Raw genomic sequence first — 25,445 nt, forward strand, 5'->3', positions numbered from 1 at the left:
CAACCAACCACACCGCAGTCCTGTTACGGGTTACCTTGAGTGGGCTCATCGTACTCAATGCTCACTTCATCAGAATCGGCAGCTGATGCTGTGACGGTGAAACGTATGCCTGTAGATCCATCAAAAACAGGTGAGGATATGGCAATTCTAAATGATGACTCAGGCAGTGCCCCGACGTTCATCACCCACGAAAGCTCTGTCTCGATAGCACGGAGATCTCCAACTCTCGGTTCGAATTGCACATCGTTACGAGTGCAATAAATAGCAAGCTTCTGGCCACGTAGTCTGGAGCCATCAAGTAGTTTTAATCGGATTGTGATGTCTTTATTTTGACTCACCTTTCCCGAGGCCACTAACGGAAAAATAACAAGCGTCGTATTCACCCATAGCTCAGTTTTTCCTAGCGCAGGATTTTCACTGCTTTTATTGACCCAGACATCATTCGACAACGTCGATTCGACATCAGTCCCCGCATGCACCGTAGCGCTCACGTTCGCGAAGTTGTCGGCCGGAATCTGCGTCGGTGCAAACGTGCGAGTTGCCCATCCCTCGGCATCGGTTGAAGACGTGCTGTCCGGCATCCCGGTAAATTTCCAGAGCACCTCGGTCCCCTGTGGCGCGCCTTTGACATGAGCATCTGCAGTCAAGTCAGAGCCAAGAAGTACCAGCGAACTGGACACCTTTATCTCGGTTATTTCGTAAAGTTTCACAACAGCGAAAACCAACGACTTGCTGGCACCAAAACCAACCGTCGCCGTCAGCTGATGCTCCCCCGCCTCTGTCGGTGTGAAAGTTATCCGCGATGTTCCATCCTCCTCGGTGGCGGTTGGCGGCAAGGTCAATCCCGGGAACGCCCACCAGACTCTTATCCCCTCAACAGGCTGTCCATTCGCACGGGAAACCACTGTCACCACAGCATCTGTTTCTTGCCCCAGCTGAATACTCTGCTCAGAACTGGTCAACGACTCGATCACCGGGACCAGCCCGCCGTACAGCAACTGTGCCGTGTCCCAGCCACCCACACCGCCTCTGACCGTAGCCATCAGCACTCCGTTACCTCCCGCAGTCAGCGCGAAGGTCAACGTTGCAATGCCGTCCTTGTCGGTGACTGAGGACGGCAACGCTTGACCCGAGAAGTCCCACATGACCTCGACGCCTTCCAGCGGCTCTCCGGTACGACTGGAAACGACCTTTGCTTGTGCGCGAGCCTCTGACTCCTCAGCAACACCATTTTCAATAGTATTGACCTCAATGAGTTCAAGGATCTTGCGTGGCTCGTTCAGCGTAAAGGTCAAGGATGCGGACTCGGAGTGATCCTGATCCCCCACCGTCGCGGTCAGCTCACCGGCTCCTGTGGTGACCGGTTTGAAGCTGATTTTTGCCACGCCGTAAAAATCGGTCACAGTTTTCACCACCCCAAGGTCGCGGCTGCTCCAGGTCACGATCCGGCCGACCATCGGCTTGCCACTAATGGCAGACACCACCTTGATCTGTTCAACAAGCTCCTGTTCCCAATCGAGCGTTTGATGAACGCGGTTGTTGACGATGACTTTCAGCACCTGCGAATCTGTCCCCAACGACATGGCATTGGCCGGTGACAGGTTCTGCAGCCTCGACGCCGCCAAGCGCAGCGCGAAGCTCCCGTCCATCAGATCATCACATACTAGTTTGTAGCTTAATTTCCCCTCACGAAACCGCTGCGGCACACCGAGGTCCGACGAGAATTTCAGGCCAAGGGCAGTAGGGCCAGTCCCGGTCAATCCAAGCGTCAGCTCTTGATCAAACAGCGCGCTGTCCGCGTCCACCTGCAGGTTGATACTGTGCTCGCCTTTGCGGCGCGGGAAATACGTTTTGGCACCCCAAGGCTGGAGAGGTTGCCGATCAAACTGAACGACAAGCCCCTTCCACGGATCGCTCGGCAGCACGTTGACCATCATGGTGTGTTTGTCCTCGTAACCGTCATAAGGGCTGGCAACGAGTGCCTCGACGTTATGCGGTTGCGCGGTCGTCGGCAACAAGCCATAGCCGGACCACCCATTTTCATCGGTATCCACCCTGCTCGAAGTACTCGCCGTCCACTGCACAGGCACCTGCGCTACCGGCTGCCGGGTGAAGCTGGAGATCACCTGCACCCACTGCCAGGCACGATCCTGCCCGACCACCGGGTCCACGGCCGCTTTGCGCTGGTCGTCAATCCTGACTTTGTTATGCCCCAGCTGCATCACATTGGCCGTGGACGTCAGCTTGAGCTGAGGCAGCTCCAGCGCCAGTGCAAACTGACCGTTGTTCTGACTGATGGTGAAGTTCAACGCCCAGGGCGCGCCCCCAGCGCTGATCACCTGAGGCAGGTGCAACGCAGGCTCCACGGTGGCGCCCAATTCCTCGGCCGGCGTGCCCGACCAAGTCAGCATGACATCCAGCCCGATCAGCGGGCTCAGGGCATTGGGCAAGAAGTTGTAACGATGAACAGCCCCCAGACACGGGAAAAATGTCCCATCCTCCTTTGCCGACACCTGATCAAGCCGCGCACTCGCTTCATCTGCCAACTCGCTGGACAGCAAACGCCCGGACAACCCCCGTGTTTCAGGCAACGCGTCGCTCTTGAGCGACAACTCAAACAACCCGCTGTGGCTGGAACCGAACACAGAGCTCAACCGCCACTCCCAGCCTCCTTCCGGCGTGGCGGTCGGCGCCCCGATCGTCAGCCCCAGGCCTGGATCGGCAGCACGCCAGGTCAAGGTCATGGGTTTATCTTTTAGCGGACTCCCGGCCGTCGGCGTCACGCGAAAGGTAGGCGATCCCCCCCGCAGGCAGGCGATGCCAACGGTGGCCAAATCCACTGGTACGCCATCCAGATCAAACTCGGCTTTACCACGCCAGGAACTGGTTGCCTGTGGCGTCACCTCAAACTGACGCTCAATCGGCGGCATGTCCGCATGTGCCCGGACCTGTACGGTGATGCTGTAAGGATCCGCACTTTCCGGTGTGTCCAGTACACTGGCCCAACCACCGGCCCCCGTGACGGTAGAAACCGTGCCGTTGGGTCCCAGCCACTCAACCAGTGCATTGATCACCGGATCACCGAGGCCGCTGGCAAGGACGTGCAACACCTGCACCATCAACAGCACTCGGCCCTCCTCGTCCACCACCGGGGACGTGTTAAACGTTCGCACCTCGCCGATCTCGACCACATTGCGCGCCAGCGACATTGGTTTTTTACGCGAAGGTAGCAACAGCTTCGAGCAGCCCAGCAGCAGTTCGAATTTGCCGTCGAGACGATCATCGCAGGTCAGCCACCAGATCAGCTCGTCGACGGTGACCGGCACCGGCTCCTTGAGTCCAGGACTCACCGCCACCCCCAATTCGGCAGGCGAATCGCCTTCCCATTGAAGCCACAATTGAGTTCTCAGTAACGGACTGTCGGCAGGCAGTTTCAGCGTCACCGGGTATTGGCTGCCACGATTTGGGTAACCGGTCTTCTCGGCCCAAAGGGTTTCCTTACCGTCGACGACCGCCATGACCTCTTCCCAGGGATCGGTCGCCAGCACCTGAACGTCAAACGATTGAGTGATCACTGCGCTGGCGTAGTACAGGCTCTCCACCGACGCCTCGATGACGTACTGACCAGCGCCCGTCGGCACATGGTCATAATAAGCCCAGCCATTGTTCTCAGTGAGGACAACGGCCCCCGGTTTTTGCCCGTCGAATCTCCAGGTCACTGCCAGCCCGGCCAGCGGTTCACCGGTGTAATACGACACCACCTGAACACCCAGCTGAACACTTTGCCCGTATTTGAAAACCGGATAATAGGCCGCCTCCTGCGTCTGACCGAACTTGAGTCGATGATGCCCAAGCGAAGCCTTGATCGGGTAAGCCTCGGCGGTGTATTTACTCAGCAGGTTGAACCAAAATTCATAGGGCGCGTCAGCACCCTCGATCACTGGGCAATCGAGCGACCACAGTTTATCGAGCGGATGATCAACACCCAGAGCCGGCGTCGTGACCACCGCGCCTTGTGGGTTGTCGTCGCTGATCAAGGAGGCATGGGTGTCCAGCCAGGGGTTATTTTCGACAGGCACAAAACCAAGGCTGTGCGGCAAATCCCCGGTCGCCCCCAGACACAGGTACAACAGACGATCTGGCGACTGTGGCATGCAGTCAAACGTCACCTCCTGCAACTTTAATTCCCCCAGATGCAGGTGGACGTTGATCCGGGTGATGTAGATGAGCTTCGAATACTCACCGTCCTGGTTTTTTGGGCTGAACACGCTGACACGAACCTTGTCGTTTTGTTTGAGCGGCAGCGTCAGCTCGACCTCGTACTCGACAGGCTCGAATGCCAACAGTTGCCCATCAGCGCGGTGCGCCTTGTTCACCTGGTTATTAGTCCGCTGACCAGGAGCAAGTGTGATCACCTGTGCAGGCTCCGAACTCCCTTCAATGCTGACTTCCAGTCTGCCGGCTTTGTCATGCCACGATTCGCAGAGAAAGCTGATGACGTAACGAGCATCAGCGCGAGGGTCCTTTGGCGCCTCGATAATCTGACTGACCGACGCTTCATTCCCGACCGTCAGACAATAAACGTCTTCACCCTGATAGCTGACTATTACGCGATCGACCCAGTCTGAATTGATCGGACATTTTACCCAGGGAGAATACCCTTCGCGAAAATCACCATTGAGTACCAGGCTCGCATTGGCCTGGATGACCGGTTCACTCATGACTGCCAACTCCTGTCCCTGTTTGGTTTAGCCGCTGTGTATCAGTGTTCGATCCGCCATCTATCAATCGACACGATTGACCAGCTCTTCGACTTTTCGGGTGAATGTCGGGTCGCCCACCTTGGCGGTGTAATGAACGCGCAGGATGATGTCGGTCAGCGAGGCCAACATGGATTGTTGTGGCTCCTTGAGTGGCCACGGGAAGTGCAGTGTCCAGCGCGAGACTGCCCCGGTGCATTCGAAGGGGTTGAGCAAACCTTCATCGGATTTCACCGTGATCATGCCGGTGTCACCAATGCCCACCGACAAAGCGATTTTCTGGCCACTGCGCAGGTTGAACCGCACATCCGCCGGAGCTATCTTTTCGAGGTTATGCAGGTACTCCACCGAACGGGTCGAGGCCTTGGTGGCGGTGATACTGCTGACCTGCAACAACGTAGCTTTGATATTTTCGTGAGGCCCTATCAGCGCGGGGATATCGACATCCAACCTGCCGATCTGCCGGCAGTAGTGGCCCGGGTGGTCGCGATCGAAGAGCAACTGCGTGAGTTTGAAATCCAGCGTGCCAGTGCGTTGCAGCTCCACCAGCGCGTCCTCCCAGTTTTTAAAACCTTCTTGCGGATCCACATCCTCGTCATTGAACAATTGCCGCAGGGAAATCGTCTTGACCAGCTCCAATCGTCGCTCATGGCGATGCAAGTATTCATGCTCCATGCGCAGCAGGTGCACCCGCAGATGTTCACCCGCAGTAAGACCGTGACGCTCGTCCAGCCAGACCTGTGGCAGGAGAATCTGCGAATCGTAGTCTCCGGTCTCAAAGCTCAACGAGGCCTGCGCACTCCTGCACAAACTGACGACGGCGTCATGGGCCTGATAATGCAGGGCCTTGAGTTGGCCCAGCAGCCAGCCGAACAGCTCGGCGTTGGTCGCGCGTTTTTTGATGAAGGTGTAGAGCGTCAGCGCGTGGGCATTGGCCCGCAGGGTTTGCCGCAGGTTGGCCCTGGCGGCTTCGACGGCATGATTTTGCGCGGTGATTTGCTCAGTGAGTGCACGCTCTTCAGCCCGTGCCTGTTGACCTTGCAGTTCCCATTCGCCACGACGACGGCGGTAGGTTTCGTTGGTGGCGGTTCGCTCGGCTTGCAGGGAATGCACAGCGGCAACAATATCGAAAGCGCTACCAATCCCTTCGAGTATCCCCCCGGGGTTCGCCACACCGAATGACGTACCGGCTTTATTCGGGACGACTGTTTTAGCGACTGCTCCCGCCGCTTTGAACCCTGTACCCACACCGTTGAAGATTTTCGCCAACAACAGGGCATCCATTACCTCATATTCCGCAGCACTCACATTGCTTTCAACCTTTGCCTCATACGCAACAGCACGCTCAGTCGCCACCGCCTTGCTCTGCGTCAACGCGGCCACGCTCGCTGTCATCTGCTCGATGATTTGCTCCTGCAAGGTCTGGGCGTACGCCCCCAGGTCCACCAGATGACTGTGCCGCAACGTTTCCATTTCAGCCCGATCACGCTGTTCGAGCAGGCGCAGTATCTGGTTGCCATAATCCTGCAACGTCTGCACCGCCCGCAGCGCGGCTTCGAACATGACCCGCCAACGGAACGCCACGACTTGCACCTGCCCGCCCATTGGCCGTGGCGAACCAGCGCCGCCAGCCGCCAGATCCTGCAGCAACCGTTTGGGGTCCGTCGGCGGGCTGAAGAGCAGAATATCCAGCGTTTTACCATCGATAGTGAGATTGGCGCGCAGGTTACTCAGGCGCATGCCGGACAAGGCGAACAGTTCGAGCAACTGCTCATTGATCGGTATATCAAAACCTTTGATGCCGAGCATGCCCAGCATGGGTGCCACCTCGGCCTTGGCTGGCAGATCCGCCAGAGTGAACGCGAGTTTTTTCTCGAACGCTTCCAGCGCAGGTCGGGAAGAGGTATCAGCCAACAACTGGCCGACGGTTTTCGTCGTCCAGCGGTTGACGGTTCTCCCCGTAGGGGGCTTCCCCATCAAAAACTCGGCCTGCACATAACACAACCTCGCCGCTACCAGGCTGTCACGGGTAAGTTGGCGGTAATACCAGTCACCCCAGGCGATCAGGTTTTTTACATACTCGGTGAACGCCACAATCCGAAAATGCCTGGGTGTCGAATAACCGATCTGATCCGGGTCGGTAACCGCCTCGGCTTCCCAGCCCGGGTTGTCGGGCCCCGTCAAGGGGCGGCAGCGCCAGTAAAGGGGTTTGTGTGGGTCGGTTGTAGAATCTACCGGGGCCTGAGGATCGAACAGGTAATGCAGCCATTGCTGCGCCTCCAGAAAACGGTTTTCAGCGTTCAACCGTGACGCCACCAGGTGCGGCAGGTGGAAAAACAGTTCCCAGAAGAACAGCCCGTTGGCGCCATCGAACGGCCCGTTTGGCTCGTCGAAAGAACCGGATGCCGGGTTCGGCTCTTTCAAATGCTGGGTCAGCCAGTCCAACACGGCCTCGACCGAAATATTGGCGCGCTGCACCAGATCGGGACCGAACAGCGAGTTCAGACGCACCTGTTTGAGGTACGGTACAGGCAGGTTGAGCGTGAGAAATTGCGCGCCCTGGGCGTTGGTCTTGTCCAGAGACGGTGGGTCAAAAGAGGCAACCTTGCCCACTGTCACTACATATTTTTGGCGCCCGAGGCGATCCTCTGGGGCAGAACCACCGAATGTATAAGTGATAGGTCCGGTAAAATCGTCCGCCCCCCGGCGAAGAGGCATCCAGGGAGTACTCCAGCCACCGCTATCGGAAAAAAGTCCTTTGATCAGAGCAGGATCCCCTGGTGCCGGATTGAGCAATGTCAAATCGAAGGCCTTGTTCGTCCCGGCGAAATCAGGCTTCACCGCGCAAAGCCCCCTGACCAGAAGAACATCGTCCTTGCCAACACGCAAAACAACCGCTTGCAAGGAGTAGTAAGGCGTCAACGTACCGGTAGGGTCGCTGGACTCGACAATAGTCGGAAGATTTTGTCGCAAGATCGGATGTTGCACGATGCCTGAATCGACAAAGCGATAGTCTGCCAATGGCCCCAACCAACGCCCATCTTCAGTAACCTCACGGAACAGGACATCGCGTACCAGGTACACATCGACAGGATTCGCGGGAGCCGTCGTACCCTGGCGGCTACGGTTGGTCAACAACACCCCCAACTTGCCTTTGGGATGCTGCTCATCGACCAACACCGTCGCGATCAAACGGCTGCCGAGCGAGACGTCGGTATTCTGCTCCTTGCTGTGCAATAAAAACGGTGCTGACCAATGACCGTTCTGAGCCATGAACGCCAATTTGATCTCCAACTTGGGAAGCACGGGAGGAACGAAGTCCACACTCGCTGCAATGCCTTCACGCCACTCGCCCCACACCACACACAAACGTCCGCCCCAGAACACCAGCCGTATATCCAGCACCTTATCCCCGACTGGAATCTCGAGCGGCTGCCACTCACGCCACGCGGCCGGGTTGATAGCCCGGCTACTGGACGTCAGTTCAACCTCGGCCTTGCGCCAGAAATACTGAAAAGGCTGAATCCGCTGCCGGGCAACCAAGTAATAATCTGCTTTCGTGGGTGTAAGGGGCGCTGTGAGCGAGGTGCCGTCCATATAGCAGCTGATGACATTCAGGTTGCAGGTCTGCTCGAACTCTTGCAGGTATTCCTGCAATGCCACCTGCACGGAATCAGTGCTCAGGCGCGTCTGGTTCAGGTTGTCCTCAAGGGTTTTGAACAGGCTGGTCTTGCGCCGACGTACATAGGGGGTGATGTAGTTTTCCGGGTACAGGGCGATCATCATCAACGCCGCCCAATCCGGGTAGTTGTTGTAGAGCTCCCAGGTTTGCAGATCCCGTTTATCGAACTCGCAATCTGAATACCCCGGTTCCAGCTTGCGATACGCCGCATGGATGAATTGCTGGGCACTACTGATGGCTTGGGCGACCCAGGAACTTTGCACCGAGTAGCTGTCCAGCGGATCCATGCGCAGGAGTTCAAGCAGGTCCGCCGGTGTTCTCAGGAAATTGAACTTATCGTCAGCAGGAGGTGAGCCCTTTCTCACCTGCCCGATGCAATACTCAAGCAATGCCATGCGACGCTGTTCGAGCAGCCCTGCGATCTTGTTGTTTTCCATAACCCTTGCTCCTGAGGTCTCACCAAGGTGTACGCGTCGGTGCAGAGGGCACCTGACCGTCAAGCATCCGCTTCAACGACGGGAGGAGCGGCGAAGGTAATAGCGTCAAAAACTGCTGTTACAGAACCGTCCCGGCTGGTGACGCCGACCTCGAATGTCCCGCCTGTGGGACTGGAGACGAAGACTCGCGTGATCCCCTCCTGATTGGTTACACCCTCGTCTGGCCGGATAAACAAGAAAGGCATGATCCCGGGATCAGACCTGACCTTACTGGTCCACTTCACTGGCATGCCAATACCCCGATTGCCATAATGGTCCTGCATCACGGCATACAACTCGACTTGCGCACCAGCCTTCACGACGCCATCCGGCACCTGGGACTTGAGCGGCCCCGGAAAAAACATTGAGGTTTCATCGGCACCGATTTTCACACTCTGCGCTGTCTGCTCCTCATACAGGTCCAGCCAGAAGCGTGGCGTTGCCGTGCCCATGACCTTGTCCGGAATAAACTCGGCGGTCGCCACTCCATCTGTCCAGGTAGCGGTCTGCTTGATGCTGCCCAGTGAGGTCTTCCAGTACACGTTGACCCCGCTCAAGCCCTTGCCTGCATGGTTCTTGACGGTCACTTTGAAGGTGGCTTTTTCCCCCGGCTTATTAGCCACCAGCACCCTAGGATCCACCTCGCTGGTAAGCGTGACCATATGTTCCAGGGCTTCATCTTCATTGGGGATCAATGGCGCGGGCGAGGCATTCAGGCTGAGCAGTGCATGCTCGGCAGCCAGTGCGTAAGCCGGTTTGTCGATTTCTGCCGGGAGCATGCCCATCAGGAAAATCGTCTGGGCATCCATGCCACTACGGGCTGACAGCTCACGGACGCGGATCAACAGATCCAACTGCGCGAGGTTCTTGATCAGCATCTTTTCCGGGTCGACCCGTCTTGCGCACTCGCGCACTTCCTGGACGCTCCAGGCGAAAAAAATCGCCAGCCTGATCGCCGCAGTCTCTTGGGCCAGCGCCAGGGCATCGTCAGAGAGAGGCTCAGGTAGTGCGTTGACCTGACGCAGGTAATCAAGCAGTTTTTCCGGTGGCTGCTGACCCAACGCAAAGGCCTGGTTGAGCACCGTCAGGTAATAAAGGGTACTCAGCGTGAACTCATGTTTGTTGTCGCGGCTCAGCCACGATATATAGCCGTAGGCCAGGTAGTCCTCCAGCAGTTCGACGCTAAGGTCCAGCTTCACCACCACCGCACTGCGGCGCTGCACATCGGCCAATAGTTCGAGCAGCGGATCAGCTTCGTCTGCTTGTTGCCGCCGACGTCCACTTGCGGCGCCGTCATCGTGCCTTGCACCTTCGAGCGCAGACTTGAGCACCTGATAAACCGTCCCGCCTGCCCAGGTGAGTACCGTTAATACCAGCTCGGACTTCAGACCGGCATAGACCGCCAGGCATTCCTTGATCACCGACACCTGGCCAGCCCTGGCTTGCAGCAATACGCCGAGCATTTTTTCGACGATCAGCGCATGCGACTCTTTATCGCCTTCGCCAATGCCGATTCTCACCGCCTCATCGAGCCTCTCGCGGGCAAAGGTCAGGTAATCGAGTTCAATCGCCTCCGACAGCACTTGAACCAACCCGTTGCTGTCGACCAGAGCGGTCAGTAAATCCAGCCAGCTCGCACCGCCCGCCAGCGGCGGGACACCGGCCATCAGTAATGCAGTTTCGGAAAACAGGGCCGCAGACAGCAGACTTCGCAGTTGTTCGAACAACTCCTGCTCATTCGACGATACCGCCGATACCACAACCGGTGAAGCGTGTTGCAGCATCCAGAGCACCGACAGCTCACGCTCATTGCACCAGCGAACACAGGCCTCCATGGCCTGGATGATGTTCAGCGCATCCGGTACGCCTTCGTGTTTGTTCGACTTGAGCTCGGGCACGCCGGCCAACGCCTTGAGCCAACTGTCGCCCCCCAGAATAATGAGCAACAGAATGCCCTCGACCGGACTGATGCCCAACATTCGGGGCAGTTTCACCATGCGGTAAAAGCTTGAGAGGGTTGCCAGGTCGCAGATCAGCGTGTCCTCGCGACCATGGGCATGGGCAATTGCCTGTGCCAGGTGACGGTAGGTATGCAGGTCAATCTTCAGGCCACTGCAGAGTTGATTGACGGTTAACGCGTCCTCGCCCGGCACCGGAAACACCGGAAACTCGTGGCCATCGAGTTGCAGCGGCTTGGGGAAATGCACCGAAGCATTAAAAATGCGATCGAACTGCGACAGCACTTCGCCACGGCCGAAAATCGACAGCACGTAGATAAACACCGCGAAGTCCTCGGCGGTACAGCCATAACGCTCGCGTAACTCTTGAAACAGGCCGATGGCCTGCAGGGTGTTTTCTGATATCCAGCACTCGGGCTCAAGCACCCAAGGGGTCACATTGGCATTGATTGCCGCCATCAGCAGGCAATCCACTTGCTCGCTGGGCAGACCTAGCCAGTTGTCCAGGCGCAGCTTGCGGTTCATTCGGTCGAATCGGGTGTGGCTGTAATCTATCAATCGGTGAAGGTTGCCACCACCTCCCAAGCTGAAATCGATGTTGACAGCAGGCGTCTTACGCGCATTGAGATAGACTGAACCTGACTGTGCTCCGCTGGGAGGCAACTCCTCGTCACCTTTCAGAGGAACATTGGCAGACCGCACCGGAGCAAAACTTCGAATCGAAATCAGATCCTCAAGCCCCAGGCTTTCGAGTTTTGTCCTTTCACAGAAAAACTCCACTTGGTTGATGTTCTGATCAGCCGTGCCCACAGTGCCAAAGTTCAGGCGATAGAAGAGCTCCTGCTTCTCTTTGGATTCTTCGGAGTCATCGTCGGGAACCGGATCCTCAATCAACAACGCCCGCTGATAAGGCCCCAGCCGAGACGCATGAAGCAAGGCCCGCTCCCCATCACAGCCTTGGGCATTGAGTTGCAGAAAGTACGGAAAGGACCGATCGACCACACGGGCCACAGCCCCTACCGACAGGTCATGGTGCCGGGCGACACAATCGATCGTCTTCCAGTCCTGGCAATGGGGCAGCCCGTTGGGATAACGGGCCTCGCGCAGGGCATCATCGATATCACTGCCCGCCTGACCGTGGGCCTTGATAAACGCTTCCAGCACCCGGACGATAATGTCCACCGATGACACCGATTGATGCACCGCCTTGTGATCGATGGGCAACGGCAGTAGATCCGTGCGCCGCTCCATGAGTGGTATTTTTTCTTTATCACCACGAGATTCGATTTTGTCTCTGATCCACATCAGCAGCTCAATCAGATACGCGACCGGCGAAGTCACCGACTCCAGGGCATCAGGCGGGCATAACCTATCAAAGGGAGGATAAAAAAGTTTTTCAAAACTGGGTCCCGGCACCAATGATAAAAGCCCGCTCATCGGCCTGATGTGTTCTGTTTCATCGCCGGTCAACTCCTGCTCGATAAACTGCCGTCGCACATAGATTGCCAAGGCATTGGAACGCCACAGAAACACTTGCGCGTCATCCCGGTTCAAGCCGAAGTCACGTACCAGACCTTCCACACCCTTTGCCACCAGAGGGAAAACCGATCCATCCTGTTCGATGTATTGGCTCAGCAAATCATTAACCTTGCGCTGTTTCTCACTGAACACTTCGCAGTAGATCTGCCGAAGGGGGCTATGCGGTGAGGCAGCCATGATGACACTCCTTGTATGGATGACAGGACGCTGAAACCCTGGTGAGGGCGTCGCCGGGTTCAATTCACTGATTGAATTTGGTGCCAGAGCGAAGCCTGCGTCTACTGTCATAACTGACAGTAACGCCGACCGCTCGTCGGAAGCCTTGAAGGCTGTTACTCAGACGAAGGCTCCGGCGGGCCAACCTCAAAGCGTGCGCTTTCGGCCCAGCGAGATGACTCCGTTCCACCCGCGAGGCGTTGCTGAAAGCAGACCCAATTACCCCCCGGCCTCAGCTTCACTTGAGCCGTAGCCCTCCAATCCGTCTCCGCGATCTCGATGCCGTCAACCAGCGTTTGATCAGGGTTGAACCAGGCAACCAGCTCACCCACACCGTCCTGGCCTTTGCCTTCGAACGCTACCGGTTCAGGGACCCAGCGACCCTCTGTCGGCACATTGACCTGTGGCTGATAAGCGCCCAACTGAATCTGTCGTTCAGGTGACGGCGCAGAAGCGAAGCCATCGCGCGATTGCACAGCGATCAATTTATGGATGCCGCCCGGACGGGCGAGCGTGATCCGCATTGACCAGCTCCGGTCAGCAAGAACCTGGACTTGCCCCAGCTCCGTTTGCGGAGCATCGGCGAACGCCACTGTGACCGTATCGCCCGTATTGTCCGTATAACCAAACCCGGAACACACCACCTTGTTCTGTACGAATGCGTCAGGGGCGGGGGTTTCCATGAACGGCGCATTCGGCACCACGTTACAGGTCAGCAGGGGACTGTCTTTTGACGTCTGCTGCTCAAAGGTTTGCGTGGCCCAGATGACTATTTTTCCGACAAAAAACTCCATCAGCGGGCGCTCCCAGTGACCCCGGTCGTCAACGAGAATTTCGCGAAGCCAAGGCTCCGGATTGCCTTGGCGCCATACCGAAACCTGGGCACCGGGCAGGCCTCGGCCTGAAATGATTGAGTTGCGCGGTAGATCGCCTTCTGGCTGCGGCACCTCGAACGATGGCGGCAACAGCAACACCGTGAACGTGCACACCTCACTACGCTCCGACTCCCGCACGCTGTTGCTCTGCGTCGCGTCAATGCTGTATCGACGAAACGCCGGTAGCTTATCGAAAGTCACTGACCAAGGGCCGTCTTCGGTTAGAAGCCTGGAACCCACTATTGAGCTGTCTTGAGCGTCCCGGATCTTCACCGTGGCGCACTTCACCCCGTTGTCACCTTTAACGATCAGGTCAGGGCCAACCTCTTCGTCTTTACCTGGCTCAGGTGATGTGATGACCGGTTTGGGGAGCGGGATAGTGAACATCTTGCTCGCCGATTCCGACGTTTGCGAGCCGACCGTCTGGGTCACGGTGACTGTATGAGTGACATCGTGGTCAAAGGGAAGGGTGCGTTGAAAGGTCCAGGTGTCGTCCGTGAGGGTAGGTTTATGTACGGTGGCGCTGTCGCTGTAGGTCAGATTGACCACGGCCCCAGGCCAGCAGTTGCCGGTGATGATCGGCGACAATCCATCGTCGGTAATAGTGATCTCTGGCGCCAAGGGCGCAATGGTCACCTCGACGGTAATCCATGGATCAGACCACAGGTCATTCAGGACCTGCCTGATATGGACGTTGCGCTTGTGGGTAGGTCCCCACGGTGTCAAGGCTGTGCTTGTCCATGCGCCATTCCTCACGGTGGTATCCGGAAGAGCCGGGGTTGCCCCCAAATCGTTGAGGAGAACGACCGTCGCCCCGGTATAACCCTTTCCGGAAAAAGTCGGCGTGTAGTTCGCCACCGTATGGCTCACTTCGGTCGGGATGGGTAGTGCCCGGGTAAAGACAAACTGAACCGGCTCCGATGTAATCCACCCGTCAGGGTTATAGGAAACCTTTTGGATCGCCGACATCGTGTAATTGCCTGGTGGCCAGTTACTGACGGTCGCCTTCCATCGACTCGCTGCGACCGTAGCAATGGTCAACGGTGGCTCACCCGGCCCGCTGAGTTTTCTGATTTCAACCGTGGCATCGGTAAACCCGGCGCCGGAGAACTCCATGGTTTCATCGTCCCCTTGCGTCACGGTGACGACCAGTTGAGCGGGACGGATTTTGAAGAAGCGGGAGGCGCTATTCTCTGATGTAGCCCCATCCAGTTTTTGTAACGCAACAAGCCCTTTTCGCCCAGGCGGTACGACGGCTTGAGCGACCCAGTTCGCCCCTGTCAGCACGCCACTTTCACCGAGTTTAATGCTCCCAAAGCCCTCGTAAATCTCGACGGTTGCGCCGGCCATCCCCCCGACACCTGAGAGGGTGAAGGTTTGATTCTGCTCGGTATCGGCGCCAGGAGCAGTGATGGCTGGAATAACCATAGGGGTAAAAAGAGTAAAGGAGCGTACCGCTGACCATCCTTCGTTGCCAGATTCGACGTGCCGGACCGTAATCGATAAAGGGCCAACTATGTGTCGTAAATCAAGATACTTACTCCAATAGCCATCGCTATTTGCAGGCTCGGTAAGTCCAAAATCAGCAGTTCCGCCTTTATTCATAATATGAACGGGATAACCAGGAGCGGCGGTTAGTCCTGCAACCAGCACCAAGTCATTATTTGCCACATTGCTATTTTGAGTGGGCACGATGATAGTCGGTACGACGCGGTAGGTAATTGTTTGACGCAAAGAATACCGCGTTAAAAATCCGGAGACACTTTGCTCGATAGTGATCGTGTGCGTACCCAATGCTGTGCCCGGAAGCAACCCGATCCCCCACCGACCATTTGAAGCCGTAAAGGGCCGACTCATTGCAGTGCCAGTGTCGGGCACTACAACCCTGAGCGTAGAGGAATCGCCACCACTTCCCGTTATTTTGGTAAACACACTCTGCGCATCGATAACGGGTAAATCAGAAAAATAAATGTAAGTGCTCTCTTCCCCATACCAAGTAATATGCGTACGCCAGTTCCGAACGATCACCGCCGCTCCTCTACGAGACGTAGTGAACTTTATTTCATGCCAATTGCCATCAGTAATTAGACCTATGAAAATTGCGACAGAGTCCCCATCAGGTAAATCCATACGCATTTGGACATCGCACTTGGCAGAGTTATTACGTAAGCGGAATTTAAATGAAAACGACGGACTCACTATGCTTTTCGATGCAAGGTCAATCTCCAGAGGATTATCCGTGATCGGGGAGTCGGATAAATCGTTCATACCTTCTGAAGCCAAGGGCATCACTTCCCCCTCAAGCGGACGCTCCATGCAATTGTCGGGTCCCTGATCTGCAGAGCTATCATCGTTACGTTCTGCGCCACTGAACTCGCCATCGTCTGACATGATCCCGCTCCGCTTGTCGTTGAATACCCCACAGCTTTGTTTCTACCTCGCGCACCGGGCGTTTTCTACCTGTAAAAAATGACAGTCACGACGAACGGCAACCCTGCTCACCTCGGCACTCCTCCGTGTTTTCAACGCCTCAGTCAGCGGCTACACCGCCTTGCGCAGCGCCCTACAGTTACGCCAGAATCCGCCGGCTTGTGCACCTTGGCCCCGGCTTCTATTGTTCTCGTGTCGCTGCCCATCAGCGATCGGGTTTAGTCGCTCGGAGGTTACACGTAGGTGCACTGCGCTCCAGATGGTCAGGTATTCCCTATCCCTGAACGTTATGGTGGCTGTGCGCAGGGCGCCCTCGGGCGCGCCGGTTTTTCGTGTTTCCTCCCGGTCGACTAACCTGCGTTCAGCCGCCACCCCTCGTTTAGTCGCGAGTCGGTGGCAGCCCCACTCAAGGAAACAACAGAATGTTCAAAGCCACTCCGAATCCCCCCGAATACGACAACGTTTCCCCCTACGATTCCCCCGACTCGAAAAAGCTCCACGCCGCCGCCCACAAGGCGCTGGACCACTACCTCAAACCCGGCACCGGCAACCCGCGCGACTATGAACGGCGCTCACTGAAATTCTTCTCCGTGCTCCCCGACATCAACAACGAAGCCTTGATGGCCTATACCTACGAGACCTTCTGCTCGGTGAGCACATTGATCCTCGACCTGTCCGACGACCTGGAAGACAAGCACCGCAACCTGGCGCTGGCGATCCATCAGCTGACCGAGCACGGGTTGTTGTTGGTCGAGAAGGCGCTGGACAACGAGTACCCGATCCAGCCGATCGAGTACGGGCTTCAGCTGTAACGCGTTGAACGGCAAAAGATCGCAGCCTTCATCGATCAAGTCCAATGCCTCTGTGGATAGAGGCATTGGTGGTAATACTCAATCCAGAGCAAGTGGTGGGTGCGCCCCGGACTTAGTTGCCACCACCAAGTCGAATGAGCCGTTTTGAATTCTTTTGCCTGTATACGTAGTAAATTGGAACGTGCCTTCCACACGCGTTCCATCTGCACTCACTATGATGGCGACCCAACCTGATACACCCATCTGGAGTAAATAGGTGCCATCTGGTCTTGTAAGCATATACGTGGCGGTTGCTTCGGTACCAATAACGTAACGTTTCGTCTTCACATCCGGAGGTAACACGATGCTTACCTCACTCTCGCCTAATGAATGGCCTTGTTTGGCATACACGTAAAAATTGCCATCCGACTGTTTTCCACAAATGAATTTTTCTCCAGAAAACCTCCCAGGTGGATCTGGTAGATCACAGGTGTATGCCTGCAAGAGCTTGGCTTCTTGCGACAAACCTTCGACTCTGGTGTTCATGATAGTGCTCCCTTTCATTCAGTAAACTTCAGATGACCTCGTAACGGCGTCAATCCAAAACTAAACAAAAAAAACGGGCGCGAATACTGTCACTTATGGCAGGTATAAAAACAGATTTTTTATCGCCAATTGATTAACCAGAATGCTGTTTTCGAAATAACATGCCTCCGATCCTGGCAACACTTCTTGTGTCGTCCAACGTTCGGAGAAGCTCATGCTGGGGATCCAGTCGCAGGCGATCTTTTGCTGCATCAGACCGAAGCCGGCATCGGATAAAAGCTGAAGTACTGGTGCAAGGCACTCACCAGTTGCCCGTATTCAGCCGGTGCGCGTTGCACCTCGAAACCGGCGTCGTAGTGGTGGGGAGTGGCGTCTTCACGACACCACAGGCAACGGGCACGCAGGTCGATGACCTGCAAGACACCTTCGCTGGCCGGGATTTTCAAGCGCAGGTCAAACGCTGCGCCGACCATCATCGGCAACGGGCAAATGAGCATCAGGCCATCATCCGTGACATTGCCGATAAAGCCGACAGGCTTGTCGGTGACACTGTTGAACACTCTCAGAAAATACGGCAGTTGATGCCGCTCGATCCGACGGTCAGTGAACAGGCTGTTTATCACTTTGGAAAGCCCCTTGAGCAGGGTCGTACTGATACTTCGGAACGTGCCTGACAGACAGGAGCGCTCTCCCCGATTCCGTTGCCGGTCACAGGTATCAACATGGTTTAGGTTGAACATTCTAAAACACGCTAATCGAAGATTAGCTCAAGGCGGGCACACACACCCTGATGCTCGTCAGTTAACGAATATCTATCGACGGGTGATCAATTGTGGCGAGGGAGCTTGCTCCCGCTCGACCGCGAAGCGGTCGTAATCCGGTTAATCGCGTTCCATCTGAATATTCGCGGTGGCTGATTTCAGGGTCGCTTCGCCCGAGCGCGGACCGACCCGCGGGAGCAAGCTCCCTCGCCACAGGTTTTGCGTTCGGCACGCTTGTCTCTTGGCTGACGGGGATCAGGCACTTACCATTACAGAGGCGCGGGCATACTTTTGGCGCTGCTGCGCGGTGGGTACCAACCCAGCGACTGCAAGGTTTCCAGCCGCGCGCGGGCACGGTACGCGTACTCGTTGTCCGGGTACTGGGCGATGATGAACTGGTAAGTCTGGGCCGCATCGACATAGAGCTTCTGACGTTCCAGGCACTGGCCGCGCAGCATCGACACTTCCGGCTGTATATAGCGCCGCGCCCGGCTGTTGCGATCGACCTGGGACAATTCGAGCATCGCGTCCTCGCAATTGCCTCGGTCGTAAGCGCGGTAGGCGTTGTTCAAATGATGGTCCATTGACCAACGGGTGCAGCCCGTGGCACTGAGGGCAAGGGCGGCAATGAGCACGAATCGCATGAGGGTTCTCCTGTCTTGTGCTCTGTATCGACCCGTTGGGAAAAATCTTCAATAACCGGATCAAGCGAAAAAAGCCCACTGAGCCGCCAAGGCTCAGTGGGCTTTTTAATGAACGACAACATCCTGGTCAGTCGACCGTAAATGTTCGAGCCGGTGACCAAGGGCCGGTGCCGGTGCCACGGATCAGGCGTGCCGTAATCATATGCACACCCTTGGGCAGATCTTCGTCCAACGTACCTGACCAATGACCGTCCTCTGACACCTCGCGTCTCAAAAGAAAATGGCCGCTCCCTGCTTTTGCGATTTCAACAACGTCGCCTTTTTCAGTTTTAGAAGCGATGCCCGATACCTTGACCTTGTTTTGCTCTGTTGCGCCCTCTACCGGTTGCACGATTACCGGAATAATCAGTACCTGGGTGTCCGTGGTCATGTTGTCATCTCCTTGACTCGTCACCTTTTGACGAGCCTCCAGAGCATTCAACCCCGCCCCCTAATGCCTGCCTACCTGTTAAAACTAACAGCGCCGACAAACGGCAGGTGCTTATCAATGGACGGATCCGAAAATTTTCAGGAATGTTCGTTTAAAGAAACAAATGAAAAGTAGTGCAAACGAACAATGACTACAGCATCGGACCATAGTAGCCTCACCCAGCGCTTGAACTCAGGAGTCTTTGCATGTCCGTCCGTCGTACCAAAATCGTCGCTACCCTTGGCCCGGCCAGTAACTCGCCGGAAGTTCTCGAACAGCTGATTCTGGCTGGCCTGGACGTTGCCCGCTTGAACTTTTCCCACGGCACCCCCGACGAGCACAAGGCTCGCGCCAAGCTGGTGCGTGACCTCGCTGCCAAGCACGGGCGCTTCGTTGCCCTGCTGGGTGACCTGCAAGGCCCGAAAATCCGTATCGCCAAATTCGCCAACAAGAAGATCGAGCTGAAGATCGGTGATCAATTCACCTTCTCCACCAGCCATCCGTTGACCGAAGGCAACCAGCAAGTGGTCGGCATCGACTACCCGGACCTGGTGAAAGACTGCGGCGTGGGCGACGAGCTGCTGCTCGACGACGGCCGCGTGGTGATGCGCGTTGATACCGCCACCGCCACCGAACTGCATTGCACCGTGACCATCGGCGGCCCGCTGTCGGACCACAAAGGCATCAACCGTCGCGGTGGCGGCCTGACAGCTCCGGCCCTGACTGAAAAAGACAAGGCCGACATCAAGCTCGCCGCCGAAATGGAAGTCGACTACCTCGCCGTGTCCTTCCCGCGTGATGCCGCCGACATGGAATACGCCCGCCAACTGCGCGACGAAGCCGGCGGTACTGCCTGGCTGGTGGCGAAGATCGAGCGCGCTGAAGCCGTGGCCGATGACGAAACCCTCGATGGCCTGATCAAAGCCTCGGACGCCGTGATGGTCGCCCGTGGTGACCTGGGCGTGGAAATCGGCGACGCCGAGCTGGTGGGTATTCAGAAGAAGATCATCCTGCACGCACGCCGCCACAATAAAGCGGTGATCGTCGCGACCCAGATGATGGAGTCGATGATCCTGAACCCGATGCCGACCCGCGCTGAAGTGTCCGACGTAGCCAACGCCGTACTCGACTACACCGACGCCGTGATGCTCTCGGCAGAAAGCGCCGCCGGCCAATACCCGCTCGAAGCGGTCCAGGCCATGGCACGGATTTGCATCGGCGCTGAAAAGCACCCGACCAGCAAAACCTCCAGCCACCGCATCGGTAAAGTGTTCGAAAGCTGCGACCAGAGTATTGCCCTGGCCGCCATGTACACCGCCAACCACTTCCCGGGCGTGAAGGCGATCATCGCCTTGACCGAAAGTGGCTACACGCCGTTGATCATGTCGCGCATTCGTTCTTCGGTGCCGATCTACGCGTTCTCCCCGCACCGCGAAACCCAGGCCCGCGCGGCCATGTTCCGTGGCGTCTACACCGTACCGTTCGACCCGGCATCGTTGCCGCCCGAACAAGTCAGCCAGGCTGCGATCGACGAGTTGCTCAAACTCGGTGTGGTCGAGAAAGGCGACTGGGTCATCCTGACCAAGGGCGACAGCTACCACACCATCGGTGGCACCAACGGCATGAAGATCCTGCACGTTGGCGACAAGATGGTCTGAGTAAAAGAGCGCTGAAACGCAAAAGCCCCGCCATGTGAATGGCGGGGCTTTTTTTCGTTTAAAAATAATCAGATAGACGATTTAAGCGTTTCTCACCTGTCAGATCTGACAGTAGACGCCCTTCCGTTCACCCCCTTTAATCGATTCCGTCCACCGCTGCTATCGCTGTCATCAAGGCATTCTCACGCTTGACTGTTGCGGCTCGTCATTGGCAGCCCTTGACGGACAACCCACTCCAATTAAAGGAATAGAACGATGAGCCAATACACAGCACTGACCGCTCGCGCCGCGGGTGATCTCGACCCGGAATTTGGTGAAGACAAAGACGGTAAAGTCATTCTGCGTTTTCCCGATGCACGAGATACTTCAGGCGAATGTATTGCCGAAGGCCCCGACGGCAAGATCTATGTCGGCGGCAGCGTCGACGCCGAAGGCATTGACATCATCCACAAGCTAGGTATCGCCTGCCTGCACAAGAATGGCACTTTAAATAAAGCGTTCGGCAAGGATGGATATGTAGTCTTACGTTTTGGCCCGATGCAAGACACCCATCTGCGCCAGATCCTTTTTCTCACCGTCGGGGGTGAACCCAGAATCCTGCTGTCCGGTATCGATACGAAAAGAGGTGAAGTTGTGCTTGCTCGCCTTCATATCGACGGGCGTGTGGATGTGCGTTTTGGCGTGAAAGGTCTGCTGACGGTCAAACAGCCTGAAAACCTTGCTAAAGACCTTGGGCTGGGTTTTACACCGCAGACGACCACCAGCATGGACGCCTCTGGGCCTTGCACGGTGGCGGATGGGAAAATTTATGTGGTCATGGAAGTGTACATGCCGATCTGGATTGCCACGGTGGCGTTACTGATCCGCCTCAATGATGACGGCTCGTTTGACACCACCTTTAACAACATCGGTTATGTCGCCGTTACCAATCAGTACTGGGGCAATAGCACCATCAAGGACATTTTGGTGCATAACGAAAAAATCACCGTGTGCGGAACACTGGCAGGTCATGGCATGGTGGCTCGCCTCAATGACGATGGTTCTTTCGTTCACACCTTCGCCGACAACGGTTTCAAACTGCTCGAGAACCCCGGTCCCTCGCTCGAAAAGCTCGTCCAGTATTCCAAAGGCGCTGTTCTTGCAGTCGGTTGGGTGTCGTCTCCGACACAGGGTGTGCTGGTTTGCCTTAACGATAAAGGTGAATTTGAATCAGAATTCAATGGCGGCAAGGTGCTGCTTCAATCCCTCGAAAAACATGTCATGTTTTTGGGTGTTGGGCTGTTTGATGGAAAAATCATCGTATCTGGACGTTTATTTCAAGATGACAAAACCCCTGAATTCCTGGTGGTGCGTTACCTGATTAACGGCAAACTGGATACCGACTTTGGCCACGGGAAAGGTTGGAGCTCCACCCGATTCGAAGACCATTACACGGTCGCAAACACCATGACCTTGCAAAAAGACGGGAACGTGCTGGTCCTGGGCGATTGGGGGGGCGGCGCCAACTACGCTGCGCTAATTGCCTGCTTCCTGAACCCCGCAGCCTCACGTTGAATACAGTGCAGAACCGCCCCCGTAGTAGCTGTCGAGCCTGCGAGGCGGCGTTAGAGGCGGACCGCGGTCGGGCGAAGTCCTCGCAAATCCTGCATACGCGGCTTTCTGGTAAGAATGCGTTGCCTGATTTTACGACTGCTTCGCAGCCGAACGCCGCCTCGCAGGCTCGACAGCTGCTACAGAACCGGATCGCGGGCTCGGCAGCTGCGGCAACCTTCAGGCTCTGTTGATAAACCCCGACAACGCCGCAATCGCTTCCGGCGAGCGCAGCCGTTGGACAAACAGCTTGCCCTCCTCCTCGATCGCTTTGCGCAGCTGTTCGCGGTCCGGGGCTTTCATCAACTGCTTGCTGATACGCACGGCTTCGGGCGCCAGTGTTTCGAAGCGCAATGCCATCTCGCGCGCCTTGGCCACTGCGGCCTCGCCACTGGGCAACGCTTGGGTTGCGATGCCCCAGGCGGCGGCCTGTTCACCGCTGAAACCTTCGCCCAGCAGCAACAGCTCGGCAGCTTTGGCCTGCCCGAGCAAACGCGGCAGGATCAGGCTGGAACCAAATTCCGGGCACAGCCCGAGGTTGACGAACGGCATGCGCAACTTCGCATCCGCGCTGATGTACACCAGGTCGCAATGCAACAGCAAGGTGGTGCCGATGCCCACGGCGGCGCCAGCCACGGCCGCGATCACCGGCTTGCGGCATTCCAGCAGGTTGCGCATGAACTGGAACACCGGGCTGCTGAGGTCGCTTGGCGGCTCTTCGAGGAAATCAGCAATGTCGTTACCCGCGGTAAAGCATTCACGGGTGCCGGTGATCAGTATGGCGTTGATCTCGGGGTCGGCGTCGGCCTGTAGCAAGGCGTCCGCCAATTGGCTGTACATGGCGCGGGTCAGGGCGTTTTTCTTGTCCGGGCGGTTGAGGCGCAAGGTCAGCAGCCCGCGCTCACGTTCCAGCAGGATGGCGTTCGTCATGGTGAGTCTCGTGAAAGTGATTTCGCGTTCAACCCCGCGGCACGAAGACATCGGCCAATAGTTGATTGCGCGGCAGCCCTGCCAGGTACAGGCGCCGGGCAAAGGCGTCGACGCTGTCGGGGTGCCCGCAGAGTAAGGCCAGGGTTTGCCGGGAAACAAGGCGTAATTGCGCCAAAGCCGCCGCCAGCTCAGCCGTCGTCAACAGCTCGACGCTCAGGTTGGGACGCTGTGCCGCCAGCGCCGCCAAGGGTTTGGCCAGGTAATGCTCGCTGGCATCATGGGCCAGGTGAATTACCCGGATGGGGCCTTGATGATCCTGGCGCAACGCCTCGCGCAACACACCGAACAATGGCGCCAATCCGGTGCCGGCCGCCAGCAGCCACAACGGTTGGGTTTGCCAGTCGGGGTCATAATGCAGCGCACCGCCGCGCAACTCGCCCAGGCGAATCGGGTCGCCGATTTTCAGCAAGCGTGCCGCATCGCTGAATTCGCCCGGCAAGCGGCAGTCGAGGTGAAACTCCAGAAAACGATCTTCCTGCGGCAGGCTGGCCAGCGAATACGGCCGCGCCACATTACCGGCCCACAACACCAGATGCTGCCCGGCCTGATAGCGCAAGGGCCGCTCGGGCTGCAAACGCAGGCGCAACACGCTGGCACTTAACCAGTCGGCAGCTTCGACGGTGGCCGGCAAGCCGTCGCGCAGCGGATCGAATACCGCTACGTGCAGGTCATCGACGACCTCGCACTGACAGGCCAGCCGCCAACCTTGCTCACGTTGCTCGGCGCTCAGCGCATCGGGACGTCGGTCGCTCACCTCGCCTTTGAGGCAATGCACCATGCACGCATGGCAACTGCCGGCGCGGCAGCTGTAGGGCACGTGCATCCCCTTCTGGTTAAGCGCGTCGAGCAGGTTGCTGCCCGCTGCCACCGACCATTGGTTATCGCCCACCCTTAGTTCAGGCATCGGCGTTTTCCCAAGCGGCAGCGCAGCGATTGCGACCGTCACGCTTGGCGCGATACAGCGCCTGATCGGCACGCTGCAAGGCGCCATCCAGATCGTCGCCCGACTCAAGCAAGGTCATGCCGGCGGACAGGCTCAGGTCCTGCACCGGCAGACCGACCAGTTCGACCTCGGTAAAGGCAATGCGCAGCCGCTCGCAGCAAGAGGTCAGGCGCTCGGGATCACAATCGGGTAGTAACAACACAAACTCCTCACCGCCATAACGCGCCAGTACATCGTCTTCACGCAGGCAGGCCGTGGCGACACCGGCGAACGCCTGCAACACCTGATCGCCGGCCGCATGGCCATACTTGTCGTTGATGCGTTTGAAATAGTCGAGGTCAATCAGTGCCAGACCATGCACCGTACCCTCTTCCATGCTGCGCAGTTCGCGCGTGGTCAGGCGTAGAAAATGCCGGCGGTTGAACAGCCCGGTGAGTTCGTCGGTGGCAACCAGGTCTTCGAGTTGGCGCATCATCCCGCGCAAGGTGTCTTGATGCGCTTGCAAGGCAAAGCGCCGCTTGCGCATGCGTTGGCGTGAGGTCTGAACGTAGCCGGCATATAGCGTCAGCCAGACCAGCACGATAAACAACACGCAGACTTGCAGCGCCGCCAGCGCCGGGTCGACCGGCTCGAGGTAATAACCTTCCCAGAGGTTAAGGCCCGCAAAGCTGAAAAAGACCAAGGCCGCACATCGGATGAACGCTTGGCGCGGCAGATGGAAAAGTCCGAATAACAGAATCAACAGGTAAAACACCAGGAAGGCGCCACGGGCCGAGTCCAGATGAGCGATCAGCCAGGTCTGCCAGCCAAGCCCCAGGAGCACCTGAACTTCAGTCAGGCCAGGGTCGGCAAAACGCAGATTGCTCCCGGTGGAGAACATCGCGAACAACACCGACTGGCTGAGTATCACCAGCAGCGTACCGATTACCGCGCTGCGCACCGAGCCTTGATAGTGACCACTGAGAATCGCCAGCCACAGCAGCAATAACACCAGCGCATAGGTGCCCGTCGCCAGAATAAAGCGCTTGAGCAACAGACTCTGGAGAGCGTTATGGGTCAATCGTTGGCTCACCGTGCGAAGGGGGGACTGATAACAGTGTCCTACCCTGAAATGCCA

The 25,445-nt window shown here is 57.1% G+C and carries 14 protein-coding genes; 3 read left to right on the forward strand and 11 right to left on the reverse strand.

Annotated elements, in window-relative coordinates; all coding sequences use genetic code 11:
• Positions 1-23: 23 nt before the first annotated feature.
• The 4 genes from AABM55_RS23010 to AABM55_RS23025 form a co-directional block, all read right to left on the reverse strand.
• Positions 24-4,721 (reverse strand): hypothetical protein, encoded by a 4,698-nt coding sequence (locus AABM55_RS23010; RefSeq protein WP_347927846.1) that lies wholly within the window; start codon positions 4,719-4,721, stop codon positions 24-26.
• A 63-nt stretch (positions 4,722-4,784) separates the two neighbouring features.
• Positions 4,785-8,879 (reverse strand): neuraminidase-like domain-containing protein, encoded by a 4,095-nt coding sequence (locus tag AABM55_RS23015; RefSeq protein ID WP_347927847.1) that lies wholly within the window; start codon positions 8,877-8,879, stop codon positions 4,785-4,787.
• 59 nt (positions 8,880-8,938) lie between these two features.
• Positions 8,939-12,592 carry a Tc toxin subunit A gene (locus AABM55_RS23020; RefSeq protein WP_347927848.1) on the reverse strand — a complete coding sequence of 1,218 codons (3,654 nt, stop codon included), beginning with the start codon at positions 12,590-12,592 and terminating at the stop codon, positions 8,939-8,941.
• A 155-nt stretch (positions 12,593-12,747) separates the two neighbouring features.
• Positions 12,748-15,897 (reverse strand): hypothetical protein, encoded by a 3,150-nt coding sequence (locus tag AABM55_RS23025; protein WP_347927849.1) that lies wholly within the window; start codon positions 15,895-15,897, stop codon positions 12,748-12,750.
• A 461-nt stretch (positions 15,898-16,358) separates the two neighbouring features.
• Between AABM55_RS23025 and AABM55_RS23030 the strand changes: the two genes are divergently transcribed.
• A complete protein-coding gene (locus AABM55_RS23030; RefSeq protein WP_347927850.1) occupies positions 16,359-16,748 on the forward strand; it encodes a DUF6124 family protein in 390 nt (129 codons plus the stop codon).
• A gap of 78 nt (positions 16,749-16,826) precedes the next feature.
• Here AABM55_RS23030 and AABM55_RS23035 read toward each other — a convergent pair whose 3' ends face one another.
• From AABM55_RS23035 to AABM55_RS23050, 4 genes are all read right to left on the reverse strand, one after another.
• The gene (locus AABM55_RS23035; protein WP_347927851.1) at positions 16,827-17,273 is read right to left on the reverse strand and encodes a hypothetical protein; all 447 of its coding nucleotides are present in this window, start codon (positions 17,271-17,273) and stop codon (positions 16,827-16,829) included.
• A gap of 251 nt (positions 17,274-17,524) precedes the next feature.
• Positions 17,525-17,884, reverse strand: a complete 360-nt coding sequence (locus AABM55_RS23040; RefSeq protein ID WP_347930082.1) for a PilZ domain-containing protein — start codon at positions 17,882-17,884, stop codon at positions 17,525-17,527.
• Positions 17,885-18,303: 419 nt separating this feature from the next.
• A complete protein-coding gene (locus tag AABM55_RS23045; protein ID WP_103315042.1) occupies positions 18,304-18,678 on the reverse strand; it encodes a tol-pal system YbgF family protein in 375 nt (124 codons plus the stop codon).
• Positions 18,679-18,805: 127 nt separating this feature from the next.
• Positions 18,806-19,108: a hypothetical protein gene (locus AABM55_RS23050; protein WP_347927852.1), complete on the reverse strand. Its 303-nt coding sequence runs from the start codon at positions 19,106-19,108 to the stop codon at positions 18,806-18,808.
• A gap of 245 nt (positions 19,109-19,353) precedes the next feature.
• Here AABM55_RS23050 and pyk point away from each other — a divergent pair, with 245 nt between their 5' ends.
• Both pyk and AABM55_RS23060 read left to right on the forward strand, forming a co-directional pair.
• A complete protein-coding gene (gene pyk / locus AABM55_RS23055; RefSeq protein ID WP_054593742.1) occupies positions 19,354-20,805 on the forward strand; it encodes a pyruvate kinase in 1,452 nt (483 codons plus the stop codon).
• A 255-nt stretch (positions 20,806-21,060) separates the two neighbouring features.
• Positions 21,061-22,359, forward strand: a complete 1,299-nt coding sequence (locus AABM55_RS23060; RefSeq protein WP_347927853.1) for a hypothetical protein — start codon at positions 21,061-21,063, stop codon at positions 22,357-22,359.
• Between the two features lie 216 nt (positions 22,360-22,575).
• Here the strand turns inward: AABM55_RS23060 and AABM55_RS23065 are convergent, their stop codons facing one another.
• From AABM55_RS23065 to AABM55_RS23075, 3 genes are read right to left on the reverse strand one after another with little or no spacing between them, the layout of a single operon-like run.
• Complete coding sequence (locus AABM55_RS23065; RefSeq protein ID WP_347927854.1) at positions 22,576-23,325, reverse strand: enoyl-CoA hydratase-related protein; 750 nt, start codon at positions 23,323-23,325, stop codon at positions 22,576-22,578.
• Positions 23,326-23,353: 28 nt separating this feature from the next.
• Positions 23,354-24,289, reverse strand: coding sequence for an iron-sulfur-binding ferredoxin reductase (locus AABM55_RS23070; RefSeq protein ID WP_347927855.1), 936 nt, complete (start codon positions 24,287-24,289; stop codon positions 23,354-23,356).
• Positions 24,282-25,388 (reverse strand): GGDEF domain-containing protein, encoded by a 1,107-nt coding sequence (locus AABM55_RS23075; protein WP_347927856.1) that lies wholly within the window; start codon positions 25,386-25,388, stop codon positions 24,282-24,284. The genes AABM55_RS23070 and AABM55_RS23075 overlap by 8 nt, the downstream gene beginning before the upstream one ends.
• Positions 25,389-25,445 lie beyond the last annotated feature (57 nt).

The organism is Pseudomonas helvetica (genome assembly GCF_039908645.1).
Classification (GTDB): Bacteria; Pseudomonadota; Gammaproteobacteria; order Pseudomonadales; family Pseudomonadaceae; genus Aquipseudomonas; species Aquipseudomonas helvetica.